The organism is Streptomyces sp. PA03-6a (assembly GCF_033792765.1).
GTDB lineage: Bacteria > Actinomycetota > Actinomycetes > Streptomycetales > Streptomycetaceae > Actinacidiphila.
Map to the genome: position 1 here is coordinate 1 of NZ_JARAVK010000107.1, position 14,055 is coordinate 14,055.

At 71.9% G+C, this 14,055-nt stretch carries 9 protein-coding genes; 1 reads left to right on the forward strand and 8 read right to left on the reverse strand.

Translation table 11 applies throughout. The annotated features are described in order from the left end of the window. Window positions 1–132: 132 nt before the first annotated feature. From PV350_RS24480 to PV350_RS24515, 8 genes are all read right to left on the reverse strand, one after another. On the reverse strand, window positions 133–3,852 hold the full coding sequence (locus tag PV350_RS24480) for a ThuA domain-containing protein (protein WP_500336092.1): 3,720 nt from the start codon (window positions 3,850–3,852) through the stop codon (window positions 133–135). A gap of 294 nt (window positions 3,853–4,146) precedes the next feature. Next, a complete protein-coding gene (locus PV350_RS24485) occupies window positions 4,147–5,151 on the reverse strand; it encodes a sugar phosphate isomerase/epimerase family protein (protein ID WP_499515840.1) in 1,005 nt (334 codons plus the stop codon). Between the two features lie 28 nt (window positions 5,152–5,179). Next, window positions 5,180–6,394, reverse strand: a complete 1,215-nt coding sequence (locus PV350_RS24490; protein WP_499515839.1) for a Gfo/Idh/MocA family protein — start codon at window positions 6,392–6,394, stop codon at window positions 5,180–5,182. 49 nt (window positions 6,395–6,443) lie between these two features. Continuing rightward, entirely contained in the window at window positions 6,444–7,481 is a 1,038-nt protein-coding gene (locus PV350_RS24495; protein ID WP_499517023.1) for a substrate-binding domain-containing protein, read from the reverse strand. Between the two features lie 85 nt (window positions 7,482–7,566). Further along, window positions 7,567–8,604, reverse strand: coding sequence for an ABC transporter permease (locus tag PV350_RS24500; RefSeq protein ID WP_499515838.1), 1,038 nt, complete (start codon window positions 8,602–8,604; stop codon window positions 7,567–7,569). Then, window positions 8,604–10,145: a sugar ABC transporter ATP-binding protein gene (locus tag PV350_RS24505; protein ID WP_499515837.1), complete on the reverse strand. Its 1,542-nt coding sequence runs from the start codon at window positions 10,143–10,145 to the stop codon at window positions 8,604–8,606. The genes PV350_RS24500 and PV350_RS24505 overlap by 1 nt, the downstream gene beginning before the upstream one ends. A gap of 101 nt (window positions 10,146–10,246) precedes the next feature. Next, window positions 10,247–11,428 (reverse strand): ROK family protein, encoded by a 1,182-nt coding sequence (locus PV350_RS24510; protein ID WP_499515836.1) that lies wholly within the window; start codon window positions 11,426–11,428, stop codon window positions 10,247–10,249. Window positions 11,429–11,722: 294 nt separating this feature from the next. After that, window positions 11,723–12,904 (reverse strand): ROK family protein, encoded by a 1,182-nt coding sequence (locus PV350_RS24515; RefSeq protein WP_499517022.1) that lies wholly within the window; start codon window positions 12,902–12,904, stop codon window positions 11,723–11,725. A 252-nt stretch (window positions 12,905–13,156) separates the two neighbouring features. Here PV350_RS24515 and PV350_RS24520 point away from each other — a divergent pair, with 252 nt between their 5' ends. Then, entirely contained in the window at window positions 13,157–13,957 is an 801-nt protein-coding gene (locus tag PV350_RS24520; RefSeq protein ID WP_500336095.1) for an alpha/beta fold hydrolase, read from the forward strand. The last annotated feature ends 98 nt before the right edge of the window (window positions 13,958–14,055 follow it).

The following is a 14,055-nucleotide window of genomic DNA, read 5'->3' on the forward strand; positions in this document are numbered from 1 at the left end:
TTTTGTGGGTTTGGTTATGTTGATAAGAGCCCGTTGTAGGGCAGTCCCTGCCGGCACCCAAGAGCCGGCGGCGGGCGGGGGCACGGCGTCTCCCCGCCCGCCGCCGGCTCGTGGGTGCCGGCAGGGACTGCCCTACGAGGAGGGAAGTTCCTTGATCTGTACGTTCCGGAAGGACACCTGGTCGTCGGCCCCGTGGTTCTGCAGGCCGATGTAGCCGTCCTTCAGACTGCGGGCGGGGTCGGTGTTGGTGAAGTCGTTGATCTTGACTCCGTTGAGGAAGACCTGGAGCCGTTCACCCTGGACCTTGATCTCGTAGCTGTTCCACTGGCCCGGGGGACGCAGCACCTGGTCGCGGGCCTTGAGGTTGGCCGACTTGAAGCTGTAGACGGAGCCGGTGGTGCGGTCGGGGGCGTCCGAGGCGTCGATCTGGATCTCGTAGCCCTTGTCCACCGCGGACCAGGGGTCGTCGGAGGCCGGGAAGCCCACGAAGACACCGGAGTTGTCGTCGCCGTCCATCTTCCAGTCGAGCTTCAGGGAGTACGCGCCGTACTGCTTGGCCTGGTACCACAGCAGGCCCATGCCGCCCTCGGTGCGCAGTTCACCGTCGACGACGTTGAACTTGCCGGGGCCCGCCTGCTTCCAGCCCTCCGAGGTGTACCCGTTGAACAGGTCGCGGTAGCCCGTCTGCGGCTTGCAGTCGGCCTTGACCTGTCCGACGGCGTAGCGCAGTCCGCCCAGGAGGTGCTGGCGGAAGGCCGGCTCGGCGTAGGACTCCTTGGTGTGCCCGAGACCGGTGTAGAAGGAGCGGCCGGACTGGTAGGTCTGGCACCACGCGATCGGGTGGTCGCCCTTCATCGTGCCGCCCTGGTAGGTGGTCTCGTCCAGGGTGGCGAGGACGCGGGCCTGGCCGCGCGGGTTGGTGCGGTAGTTGTACCACTCGTCGGTGCGCTCCCAGCCGGCCTCGTCGAGGTGCGCGGTGGCCGGGTGGTCGTGGTCCTCGGCGCGGACGGTGGCCTTCTGGATCTGCGGGTGCCCCTGGAAGTAGGCGCCGACGAGGCCGCCGTAGAAGGGCCAGTCGTACTCGGTGTCGGCGGCGGCGTGGACGCCCATGTAGGCGCCCCCGCCCTTGACGTAGTTCTCGAACGCCTGCTGCTGATCGGCGTTGAGGACGTCACCGGTGGTCGACAGGAACACCACGGCGTCGTAGCGGGCCAGGTTGTTCGTGGTGAACTGCTTCGGCTCCTCGGTCGAGTCGACGGTGATGTTGGCGGAGGCTCCGAGCTCCTTCAGCGCGGCGATGCCGGTCGGGATGGCGTCGTGGCGGAAGCCGGCGGTCCTGGAGAAGACCAGGACGCGCTTTGCGGCGCGGTCGGCCGGAACGTCGGAGAGCTCGAAGTCGTCCAGGTCGTACAGCGCCCCGGAGCCGCCCTTGAAGACCAGGAAGAGCTCGGTGGTCTTCTTCGGCACGGCGCGCAGCGGTACGTCGATCTCCTGGAAGGTCTCCCAGCTGCCGGTGACCGGGACGGGGGCGGAGCCCAGGATCGGGCCGGTCGCCGAGCCGGTGCGCACCTCGAGGAAGCCGCCGGAGCCTCCGGAGGAAACGCGGGCGGTCAGCCGGACGGAGCCGGTGAGGTTGTAGGGCTTGAAGGAGATCCAGTCGCTGTCGTCGATGTTGCCGACGGTGCGGCCGCCGTGGGCCTCGGCCTTGTCGAACAGGTCGACGCCGGACGAGCCCGTGAAGTGCTCGGCCTGCCGGTGGCGCGGCTGCAGCTGCGCCTGGTCGTGGCCGGCGAGCGCCTCCTGGCCGCCGCCCCCGCCGTCGGTGTACTCGGCGTCGATGACGCCGAAGATGTTGGCGTTGGGGTCGTGGCCGCCGTCGGCGGAGGTCTTGATGGTGCCGGAGCAGCCGTTGACCGAGGTCACGGGGTGGCCGTGGCTGTCGTGGCCGAGGATGTAGGTGACCTTGACCTTGGAGCAGTCGATGGTCCCGTCCTCGGGGTCGGTGACGGTCACCTTGAACGGGATGTCGTCGCCGAAGCTGAACAGGGCTCCCTCGGCGGGCAGGTCCAGGGTCACCTTGGGCGCGGTGTTGCCGACGACGACCTGGACGCTCGCGGACGCGGTGCGGCCGGTCGGGTCCTTCACGTCAAGGGTCGCGGTGTAGGTGCCGTTCGTGCGGTAGGTGTGCGCGGGGTTGGCCGCGGTGGAGGTGCCGCCGTCGCCGAAGTCCCAGCTGTAGGCGAGCGTGTCGCCGTCGGGGTCGGTGGTACCGGCCGAGGAGAAGGTGACCTTCAGCGGTGCGGTGCCCGAGGTCTTGTTCGCGGACGCCTCGGCGCTCGGGGAGCGGCCGTCGGTGGCGTTCTCGATCCGGTAGAGGGCGGAGTGCTCGTCACCGCCGAACCAGGCGGTGCCGTAGTCGAGGACGTACAGCGCGCCGTCCGGGCCGAAGGCCATGTCCATGATCTGCGTGCCGGTCCAGGGCACGTCGTTGATGGACTGGACCGTGCCATCCTCGCCCTGGTCGATGCGCTTGATCCAGCGGCGCCCGAACTCGCCGGCGAAGAAGTCGCCGTCGTAGGCCTCGGGGAACTTCACCGGGGAGTCCAGCTCGGGGTCGTACCGGTAGACCGGGCCGCCCATCGGGGACTCCGAGCCGCTGCCGAACTCCGGCACGGAACCGCCGTCGTAGGGGATCCACGCCGCCTGCGCGGGCGGCAGGTCGGTCAGGCCGGTGTTGTACGGCGAGTCGTTCTTCGGCGCGGCGCAGTCGAAGGTCGCTCCGGACTGCCCGGTCGCGAAGTCGTAGTCGACGTACGGGTCGTTCTTCCCGGTGCAGAAGGGCCAGCCGAAGTTGCCGGCCTTCGTCACCCGGGCGAACTCGACCTGGCCGCCGGGACCGCGCTTGGGGTCGGCCGCGCCGGCGTCGGGCCCGTAGTCGCCGACGTAGGCGATGCCGGTCTTCTTGTCGACGCTGAAACGGAACGGGTTGCGGAAGCCCATGGCGTAGATCTCGGGCCGGGTCTTGTCCGTGCCCGGGGCGAAGAGGTTCCCCTCGGGGATCGTGTACGACCCGTCCTCGGCGACCTTGATCCGCAGCAGCTTGCCGCGCAGGTCGTTGGTGTTGCCGGAGGTGCGGCGGGCGTCGTAGGCGGGGTTGCGGCCCGGGCGGTCGTCGATGGGCGCGTAGCCGTCGGAGGCGAAGGGGTTGGAGTCGTCGCCGGTCGACAGGTACAGGTTGCCCTGGGCGTCGAAGTCGATGTCACCGCCGACGTGACAGCAGATGCCGCGGGTCGTGGCGACGTCGAGGACCTTCTTCTCGCTGGCGTTGTCGAGGGTCCAGTCAGCGTTCAGCGTGAAGCGCGAGAGCCGGTTGACGCCGTCGAACTTGGCGAAGTCCTCGGCCGTCCCCTGGTCGGGGGCGTCGCCTGCGGGGGTGTCGAGCGGGGGCGCGTAGTAGAGGAAGATCGCCCGGTTCTCACTGAAGTCCGGGTCGATGCCGACGCCCTGGAGGCCCTCCTCGTCGTGCGTGTAGACGGGGACCGTTCCGATCACGGTGGTGGTGCCGGCGGCGTCGGTCCTGCGCAGCTCGCCGTCGCGCGAGGTGTGCAGCACGCTGCGGTCGGGCAGGACCGCGAGGGACATGGGCTCGCCCGTCTCGGGCTCCCCCTTGGCGAGGGTGACCTGCTGGAACTCCTCCGCCGCCGCGGCCGCGGGCTCCGTATCGAGGGGCCGGGCCGAGGCACCTGAGGGGGCGGAGATGACGAGGGACGTGGCGGCGAGGAGGCCGCCGGTGAGGAGCGCGAGTCCCTGCCGGAATCGGCTTCTGGATGCTCCGGGCCGTTTTCTGTGCACGTGTGTCCTCCGGGAAGGTCGTACGGGCGGATGCAGCTGCCGTGCGGAAGATCCGGGGACCGGCGTGCGCCGTCACGCTGGTCGGGTGCCGCTCAGGACCGGCCTCGTGTTTCCGGCCTGTGTCCTGTACACCTCAGGGACGGTAGCCGGGTTCGTCCGGGACCGAAAGGCCTTGCGCGGTGAATAAGTTGAACTTTCTCCAGCGTCAGGACAAAGCTGGGCCCGGGCAGCCCGACAGGCCCGGCGGCGGTGGCCGCCGGGCTGCGGGATGTGCGCTGTGACCTGCGGTGACGCCTAGTCGTTGCCTCCGAACGCGGCGTCGAACGACGCCGCAGGCGGGTCGAAGTCGTACCGCTTCAGGAGGGAAAGCGCTTCCGGGGCGCCCGCGAGGCGGTCCATCCCGGCGTCCTCCCACTCGACGGAGATCGGGCCGTCGTATCCGATCGACCGGAGCATCCGGAACACGTCCTCCCACGGCACGTCGCCGTGCCCGGCCGAGACGAAGTCCCAGCCGCGCCGCGGGTCGCCCCACGGCAGGTGGGAGCCCATGCGCCCGTTGCGGCCGTCGAGGCGCTTGCGGGCCTCCTTGCAGTCGACGTGGTAGATGCGGTCCTTGAAGTCCCACAGGAACCCGACGGGGTCGAGGTCCTGCCACACGAAGTGGCTCGGGTCGAAGTTCAGCCCGAAGGCCGGCCGGTGGCCGACGGCCTCCAGCGCGCGGTGCGTGGTCCAGTAGTCGTAGGCGATCTCGGCCGGGTGGACCTCGTGGGCGAAGCGGACCCCTTCGGCGTCGTAGACGTCCAGGATCGGGTTCCACCGCTCGGCGAAGTCCTCGAAGCCGCGCTCGATCATCCGCTCCGGGACCGGCGGGAACATGGCGACCAGGTGCCAGATCGACGAGCCGGTGAAGCCGATGACGGTGCGCACCCCGAAGGCGGCCGCGGCGCGCGCGGTGTCGGCCAGCTCGCGCGCGGCCCGCTGCCGGACGCCCTCCGGCTCACCGTCGCCCCAGATCCGGGCGGGCAGGATCCCCTTGTGGCGCTCGTCGATCGGGTTGTCGCAGACGGCCTGTCCGACCAGGTGGTTGGAGACCGCCCAGCACTTCAGGCCGTACTTGTCGAGCAACGCCCGCCGCCCGTCCAGGTAGGCGGGGTCGGCCAGGGCCTTGTCGACCTCGAAGTGGTCGCCCCAGCAGGCGAGTTCGAGCCCGTCGTAACCGAAGTCGCGGGCGAGCCGGCAGACCTCCTCCAGGGGCAGGTCGGCCCACTGGCCGGTGAAGAGGGTGAAGGGTCGTGGCACGGCGAGGGCCTCCTCGATACGGGCGTGGTCAGGCGGGGACGGGGGTGTAGACGGCGTTCTTCTCGGCGCTCTCCTCCACCGCCGCCAGGACCCGCTGCACCTGCAGGCCGTCGGCGAACGACGGCGCCGGGGTGACCCCTTCGGCGATCCCGAGCACGAGGTCGCGCGCCTGGTGGGTGAAGGTGTGCTCGTAACCGAGCGCGTGGCCGGGCGGCCACCACGCCTCCAGGTACGGATGGCCCGGCTCGGTCACCAGGATCCGCCGGAAGCCGGCCGAGTCGGCGGGCTCGGTGTGGTCGTGGAACGACAGCTCGTTCAGCCGCTCCAGGTCGAAGGCGAGCGAGCCGCGCTCGCCGTTGATCTCCAGCCGCAGGGCGTTCTTGCGCCCCGAGGCCATCCGGGTGGCCTCGAAGGAGGCGAGCGCCCCCGAGGCCAGCCGCCCGGTGAACAGCGCCGCGTCGTCGACGGTGACCGGCCCCCGCCGCGTGCTCCCGGAGCCCGACAGCCCCGACGACGTGCCGGCCAGCTCGGGCCGCTCCCTTACGAACGTCTCGGTGAGCGCCGAGACGCCCACCAGGGGCTCCCCCGCCAGGTACTGCGCGAGGTCGACGGCGTGCGCGCCGAGGTCGCCGAGCGCCCCGGAGCCCGCGTACTCGCGCTTCAGCCGCCAGGTCAGCGGGAAGTCCGGGTCGACGAGCCAGTCCTGGAGGTAGGTCACCCGCACGTGGCGGATGGTGCCCACCCTCCCGTCCGCGATGAGCCGGCGGGCGTAGGCGACCGCCGGCACCCGCCGGTAGTTGAAGCCGACCATGGCCACCTGGCCGCGGGCGGCCGCCAACTCGGCCGCCGCGGCCATGGCCTCCGCCTCGGCGACCGAGTTGGCCAGCGGCTTCTCGCACAGGACGTGCTTGCCCGCCTCGAGCGCCGCGATGGCGATCTCGGCGTGGCTGTCCCCGGGGGTGCACACGTCCACCAGCTGGACGTCGTCCCGGTCCACCAGTGCCCGCCAGTCCGTCTCCGCGGCGGCCCAGCCGTGCCGGGCGGCCGCGGCCCGCACCGCCCCCTCGTCCCGGCCGCCGATCGCGGCCAGGACGGGCCTCATCGGCAGGTCGAACACGCGGCCCACGGTGCGCCACGCGTGGGAGTGGGTGGCGCCCATGAAGGCGTAGCCGACCATGCCGATGCCGAGCGCCGGCGAAGCGGCCCCTGCCTCACTGTCTTCCTTGCCGGCCATATCAGCCATGCCGTTGCTCCTCGTCGGTTGCTCGGTTCGGACGGGCGGGGCGGATCTGTTAGATGAAGCCCGTCGGCAGGTACTCGTCGACGTTCTCCTTGGTGACGACGGCCGAGTACAGGGTGATCGACGCGGGGATCTCCAGCTCCGACAACCCGCCGACGCCCTTCTTCTGTCCGAGCGCTCGGGCCAGGTCGATGGCGGAGGCGGCCATGGTGGGCGGGTACAGGACGGTCGCCTTCAGCACGCCGTTGTCGGCCTTGATGGCGTCCATAGCCGACTTGGACCCGGCGCCGCCGACCATGAAGAACTCGTCACGGCCCGCCTGCGCGATCGCGCGCAGGGCACCGACGCCCTGGTCGTCGTCGTGGTTCCACAGCGCGTCGAACTGCTTCTGCGCCTGCAGCAGCTGGGCCATCTTGGCCTGGCCGGTCTCGACGGTGAACTCGGCGGCCTGCCGGGCCACCTTCCTGATGTTGGGGTAGTTCTTCAGGGCGTCGTCGAAGCCCTGGGTGCGCTGCCGGGTCAGCTCCAGGTTGTCGATGCCGGCGAGCTCGACGACCTTGGCGTCCGGCTTGTCCTTGAGCTGCTCGCCGATGTAGCGACCGGCGTTGAGCCCCATGCCGTAGTTGTCGCCGCCGATCCAGCAGCGGTACGCCTGCGGGGAGGCGAAGATCCGGTCCAGGTTGATCACCGGGATGCCGGCCTTCATGGCCTGCAGGCCCACCTGGGTGAGGGCCTTGCCGTCGGCCGGCAGGATGACCAGGACGTCGACCTTCTTGTTGATCAGCGTCTGGATCTGCCCGATCTGGGCGGCGGTGTCGTTGGAGCCCTCGGTGATCTCCAGCGTCACCTCGGAGTACTTCGCGGCGCGGTCCTTGGCGTTCTGGTTGATGGCGTTGAGCCAGCCGTGGTCGGCCTGCGGGCCGGCGAAGCCGATGGTGACCGGCGTGCCGGGCTTGTCGTCGGCGGCGGCAGCCGTGGTGGCGGCCGTGCCGGCCTTCTTCGGCTCGTTGCTGGTGCAGGCGGTGAGGGCCGCTCCGGCGGATACGGCGGCGGCGCCGAAGAGCAGTCCTCTGCGGCTGGTGACCGGGATTCGTGGCATGGCGGTGAAACCCTCCGGGATAGGGCGGTGCGGGGCGCGTGCGGGTTGTCGGGTGGAGCGGGGGCGACGGGCTGTGTCAGCCGTCGCCGTTGCGCACGGTGCTGCGCTGGACCAGGACGGCGGCCACGATGATCGCTCCCTTGGCGATCTGCTGGACGGCGCTCTCCAGGTTGTTGAGGGCGAAGATGTTCTGGATGGTGATGAACACCAGGACGCCCAGGACGGAGCCGACGATCGTGCCGCGGCCGCCGCTGAGCAGCGTGCCGCCGATGATCGCCGCGGCGATGGCGTCGAGTTCGTAGAGGTTGCCGTTGGTGTTCTGGCCCGAGCCGGACAGGATGATCAGCATGAAGGCCGCGATGCCGCAGCACAGCCCGGACAGCAGGTAGAGGTAGAGCCGCTGCCGGCGGACGTCGATGCCGGCGAGGCGGGCCGCCTCCGCGTTGCCGCCGACGGCAACCGTCCGGCGCCCGAACGTCGTCCGGTTCAGCACCAGCCAGCCGATGACGGTGACCCCGGCGAAGACCAGCACCAGCGGCGGGATGCCGAGGACGTAGCTGGCGGGAAGGCCGAGGTCGAGCACCGAGTTCACGGTGACGATCTGCGTCTTGCCGTCGGTGAGGTACAGGGCGAGCCCGCGTGCCGAGGCGAGCATGGCGAGGGTAGCGATGAACGGCACCATGCCGCCGTAGGCGATGAGCACCCCGTTGACCAGCCCGCAGCCGACGCCGACGACGACCGCGGTGAACAGGATGCCCGCGAAGCCGTACTCCTGGGTGGCGAGGGTCGTCGCCCACACGGAGGAGAGCGCGACGATCGCGCCGACGGACAGGTCGATGCCCCCGCTGGTGATCACGAAGGTCATGCCGACGGTGACGACACCGATGACGGACGCCTGGGTGAGCACCAGTTGGAGGTTGGAGACGTCCAGGAAGGCGTCGGGCTGCGTGATGCCCCCGACGAGGACGAGGGCGGCGAGGACGCCGAGCAGGGACAGATTGCGGACGTCGGCGTGGAGCCCCAGCGCCGGACGCCGGCCGCCGCCCTTCGTGACGGGGGACGCGTCCGCGGGCGGCGTCGGTGCCTGCGGGGCCTGGGAAGCGGGCTGTGTCATCAGCTCGGGCTCCCTTCCATGACGAGGTCGAGTACGCGGTGTTCGTCCAGCTCCGTCGCGGGCGCCGTGTGCACGACGTGTCCCTCACGGAGCACCAGCACCCGGTCCGCGAGCCCCAGGACTTCGGGGACCTCGCTGGAGACGAGGAGTACGGCGAGCCCGTCGTCGGCGAGCCGGCGGATCACCGCGTACAGCTCGGCGCGGGCGCCGACGTCGACGCCCCGGGTCGGCTCGTCGAGCAGCAGGACGCGGCAGCCGCGCAGCAGCCAGCGGGCCAGGACGGCCTTCTGCTGGTTGCCCCCGGACAGGGTGCGCACCCGGGCGTCGGGGTTGTCGGGCCGCAGCGACAGCGACCGGGTGGACTCCCGTGCGGCGCGTCGTTCCTCCCTGCGGTCGAGCCAGCCGGCCCGGGAGAAGCGGGCGAGCGTGGACACCGACACGTTGCGCGTGACGGACTCCAGCATCAGCAGCGCCTGCGCCTTGCGCTCCTCGGGCGCCAGTCCCAGACCGGCGCGGACGGCCGAGCGGACGCTGCCGGGTTTGAGGGGCCGGCCGTCGACGGTCACCCGGCCGGCGGTGGGCTTCCTGGCGCCGTAGAGCGTCTCGAGGATCTCCGACCGTCCGGAGCCCACGAGTCCGGCGAGCCCGACGATCTCCCCCGGGCGCACCTCCAGGTCCACGGCGGCGAACTCGCCGTCGCGGGCCAGCCCTTCGACCCGCAGGACGGGGTCGCCGGAGCGCGGTCCCGCGGGACGCGGCGGGAAGACGTACTCGACGTCACGGCCCGTCATGAGGGCGACGATGTCGCGCGTGGGCATCGACTTGGCGGGGAGTCCGCCGGCGACGGCGCGGCCGTCCTTCAGGACGGTGACCCGGTCGCCGACGCGGCGGATCTCCTCCAGCCGGTGGGAGATGTAGACGACCGCGACGCCGTCGGCGGTCAGCTGCCCGACGATGCGCAGCAGGTTGTCGGTCTCCTCGGGGTCCAGCGCGGCGGACGGCTCGTCCATGACGATGAGGCGCACGTCGTGGGAGAGCGCCCGGGCCATCGAGACGATCTGCTGCTGGGCGGCCGAGAGGTCGCCGACGCGGCGGGCGGGGTCGATCTCGGGGTGGCCGAGCCGGCGCAGCAGGACGGCCGCCTCACGGCGCGCGTCGCGTCCGCGCACGACGAAGCCGGCGGTGGTCGGTTCGTGGCCGAGGAAGACGTTCTCGGCGACGGACAGCCCCTCGACCAGGTCGAGTTCCTGGTAGATGGTCGCGATGCCGAGCCGCATGGCGGCGATCGGCGATTTCAGCGACACCGGTTCCCCGCGCCAGGTGATCTCCCCGCCGTCGGGCTGGTGGGCCCCGGCGAGCACCTTGATGAGGGTGGACTTCCCCGCGCCGTTCTGGCCGAGGAGGCAGTGCACCTCGCCGGCCTGGACGTCCAGGTCGACGCCGTCCAGGGCGCGGACGCCGGGGAAGGACTTGGTGATGCCGGACATGGTGAGCAGCGGTGCTGCTGTCGCGGGCGGCGGTGCCGGTGGTTGTGGTGCCATGACGATCCCCTCGGCGGGTGCGGGTGACACGTGCGCGTGCGGAGCGTGCAGTGGAGCCGGTGGTGCCGTGGTGCCGGTGGAACGCTTGGCCGGTGGGGGGATCAGGCCGGGGAGAACACGTGGTCGCTGATGAGCCGGGCCGCGCCGATCACGCCGGCGGTGGGGCCCAGTTCACCCAGGACGATGGGGAGGTTGCCGGTCGCCAGGGGCAGCGACTGGCGGTAGACCTGGCTGCGGATGCTGGCGAGCAGCGTGTGGCCGAGGCCGGTGACGCCGCCGCCGATCACGACCAGTGCGGGGTTGAAGAAGCTGACGAGCCCGGCGATGACCTGCCCGACGCGGTTGCCCCCCTCGCGGATGAGTTCGAGTGCCGCCGCGTCACCGACCGCGGCCGCCGCGGCGACGTCGACGGCGGACAGCCGACCGGCCGCCTGGAGCCGGGCCGCGAGGGCGGCGGACCGCCCTGACCTGGCCGCCTCCAGGGCGTCCTGGACGAGCGCGGCGCCGCTGAAGTGGGCTTCCAGGCAGCCCTTGTTGCCGCAGGCGCAGGCGCGTCCGTCGGCCTCGACCCGGATGTGGCCGATGTCTCCGGCGCTGCCGGTCACACCGCGGTGCACCTCTCCGCCGACGACGATGCCGCAGCCGATGCCGGTGCCGATCTTGACGCAGAGGAAGTCGCCCACGGAGCGGGCGACCCCGGCGTGCTGCTCCCCCATGGCCATCAGGTTCACGTCGTTGTCGACCATGACGGGGCAGCCCAGTTCCTGGCTGAGTGCCTCGCGGACCGGGAAGCCGTCCCAGCCGGGCATGATCGGCGGGGCGACGGGGACGCCCTCGGGGAACCGCACCGGCCCCGGTACCCCGATGCCCGCGCCGTCGAAGCCTTCGGCGAGGCCGGCGGCCTTGAGTTTGGCGGCCATTTCGAGGATCCGCTCGAAGACGGCGACCGGTCCCTCACGGACGTCCATCGGGTGGTTGAGGTGGCCGAGCACCTCCAGCTCGGCGTTGGTGACGGCGACGTCGACCGAGGTGGCGCCGATGTCGACGCCGAGGAAGCGCAGGCCCGGGGCGAGCCTGATGTTGTGCGAACGCCGCCCGCCGCGCGAGGCGGCCAGGCCGTCCGCGACGACCAGACCCGTCTCCAGCAGCCGGTCGACCTCGACGGCGAGCTTGGAACGGGACAGGTCGATCTGGTCCCCCATCTGGGCACGGGAGTTGGGACCGCCGTCGCGGAGCAGCCGCAGGAGCCGCGCCTGATGCGCGTTGGCGGGTCGAGCTGTCATGCGTCTCACGTGTCCCTCACCTCCCCCGGCCGTCGGCATGGGGATACCGGACCGGCGTCGGCCGGTCCCGCTCCGTCAGGCTTTCGATGGGAAAGTAGCAGCGCCCGTCCAGTGGGGGAAGAAGTTGCGCAGGAATCAGCAAGGTCTTTTTCCGGTTCCAGGACAAAGTCCGGAAGAGGCCAACTCACCTGCGAGGCAGGGGGCGTGGGCGCGCCCGGGACGGCACGCACGGAGACGGCATGGTGAACCGGGGGGTGGGACGGGCCCGCCACGGCGGACGGTGCCCGCCGTGGGTCACGCGGGCGAGAAGACGTGGTCGCTGATCAGGCGGGTGGCCCCGACCACGCCCGCGGTCGGGCCGAGTTCACTGAGGACGATCGGCAGGTTCCCGGTGGCCAGCGGCAGCGACTGGCCGTACACCTGGCTGCGGATGCTCGCCAGGAGGGTGTGCCCCAGACCGGTGAGACCGCCGCCGATCACGACGAGTCCGGGGTTGAAGAAGCTCACCAGGCCGGCGATGACCTGGCCCGTGCGGTTGCCGCCCTGCCGGATGAGGTCGAGCGCGGCACCGTCCCCGCCCGCCGCGGCGGCCGCCACGTCGGCGGAGGTGAGCGACCCGGCAGCGGCCAGCCGGTCGGCGAGCGCCGCCGATTCCCCGGCGGCCGCCGTGGCGGCCGCGTCGCGGGCCAGGGCACTCCCGCCGAAGTAGGCCTCGAGACAGCCGTGGTTGCCGCAGGCGCAGGAGATGCCGCCCGGCACCACCTGGATGTGACCGATGTCCCCGGCGCTCCCGGTGACCCCGCGGTGGACCTGCCCGCCCACGACGATGCCGCAGCCGATGCCGGTCCCGATCTTGACGAAGAGGAAGTCCCGCACGGAGCGGGCGACCCCGGCGTGCTGCTCCCCCAGCGCCATGAGGTTCACGTCGTTGTCGACCAGGACGGGACAGCCGAGTTCCTGGCTCATGGCCTCCCGGACGGGGAACCCGTCCCAGCCGGGCATGATCGGCGGGGCGACCGGCACGCCGTCGGGGAACCGCACGGGCCCGGGCACCCCGATCCCCGCCCCGTCGAAGCTCTCCGCGGCGCCGGTGGCGCGCAGTTCGGCCGCCATCGCCAGCACCTGCTCGAACACCGCGACCGGCCCCTCCCGCACGTCGAACCGCGCGGCACGGTGGCCGAGCACCTCCAGCTCGGCGTTGGTGACGGCGACGTCGACCGAGGTGGCGCCGATGTCCACGCCCAGGAAGCGCAGCGAGGGCGCGAGGCGCACGTTGTGGGAGGGCCGTCCGCCGCGGGAGGCGGCGAGGCCGTCGGGGACCACGAGGCCCGTCTCCAGGAGGCGGTCGACCTCGACCGCCAGCTTGGACCGGGAGAGTTCCACCTGGTCGCCGAGCACGGCCCGCGACTGCGGGCCCGCGTCGCGCAACAGGCGCAGCACTCGCGCCTGGTGCCCGTTCGCCGGACGGGCCGTCATCCGTCTCACGTCGCGCCTCTCCCTCGCCGGTGATCCTCGGGTGCGTCTCGTCACCCTCCGGACGGGGCCACGACTGGACCGGACCGTACCACCGGGGTGGGTGGCCGGGAAGAAACCGCCGAAAGGCACCCGGAGGCCGCTTCTGCGGGCGCACCGGGGGGCGCTGTTTGCGGGCGCCCGCCGCGTCCGGCAGGGTGCGGGGCGACAGCACGCGGCGCGGCTGCCCGCGCCGGGAGGGGGAAGGGGTTCGTGATGACGTGGTCCCGGATGACCGTGGTCCGTGACGGCGTACGGCTGGAGTGCCGGGACCTGCCCGGTCCGGGGCCGTCGGCGGTCCTGCTGCACGGCCTGGCCGGCCATGCGGGCGAATGGGACGGCACGGCGCAGTGGCTGAGCCGCCGTCATCGCGTGGTCGCCGTGGACCAGCGGGGGCACGGCGCCTCCGAGCGGCGTCCCGGGGACGTCTCCCGCGCGGCCTACGTCGCCGACACCGCCGCCGTCATCGCGGAGTCGGGGACCGGGCCGGCGATCCTGGTGGGCCAGTCGCTCGGCGGCCACACCGCGATGCTGACCGCCGCGGCCCGTCCGGACCTGGTCCGGGCCCTGGTGCTGGTCGAGGCGGGTCCCGGCGGACCGAACCCGGACGTTCCCGGGGACATCGGGGCGTGGCTGGACTCCTGGCCGGTGCCCTTCCCCTCGGTGGAGTCCGCCGCGGCCTTCCTCGGCGGTGGCCCGGTCGGCAGGGGCTGGGCGGAGGGCCTGGAGCGGCGCGAGGACGGCTGGTGGCCGCGCTTCGACCGGGACGTGATGGTCGCGTCCCTGCGGGAGAACGCGGAGCGGGACTTCTGGGCGCAGTGGGAGGCGCTGCGGTGCCCGACGCTGGTCGTCCTGGCCGAGAAGGGGATCATCGGGGCCGAGGAGGCCGAGGAGATGTGCCGTCGGCAGCCGCGGGCGGTGGCCGTCGGCATTCCCGGGACGGGCCACGACCTCCATCTGGAGCGCCCGGACGCGCTGCGCCAGGCGATGACCGCCTTCCTCGACGGGCTCGGATGACACGGCCCGCCTGACGGGAGCGGGCGGCCCCGTGCGTCACCCCTGCACGGGATAAGTATCGTCCGGGATGCAAGTTAAGCCGCTTGCGTCATGCCGCC

Coding starts and splice junctions, on each gene's coding strand:
- PV350_RS24505 (WP_499515837.1), bottom strand. CDS start 10,145: ATGGCACCACAACCACCGGCACCGCCGCCCGCGACAGCAGCACCGCTG.
- PV350_RS24510 (WP_499515836.1), bottom strand. CDS start 11,428: ATGACAGCTCGACCCGCCAACGCGCATCAGGCGCGGCTCCTGCGGCTG.
- PV350_RS24500 (WP_499515838.1), bottom strand. CDS start 8,604: ATGACACAGCCCGCTTCCCAGGCCCCGCAGGCACCGACGCCGCCCGCG.
- PV350_RS24520 (WP_500336095.1), top strand. CDS start 13,157: ATGACGTGGTCCCGGATGACCGTGGTCCGTGACGGCGTACGGCTGGAG.
- PV350_RS24515 (WP_499517022.1), bottom strand. CDS start 12,904: ATGACGGCCCGTCCGGCGAACGGGCACCAGGCGCGAGTGCTGCGCCTG.
- PV350_RS24490 (WP_499515839.1), bottom strand. CDS start 6,394: ATGGCTGATATGGCCGGCAAGGAAGACAGTGAGGCAGGGGCCGCTTCG.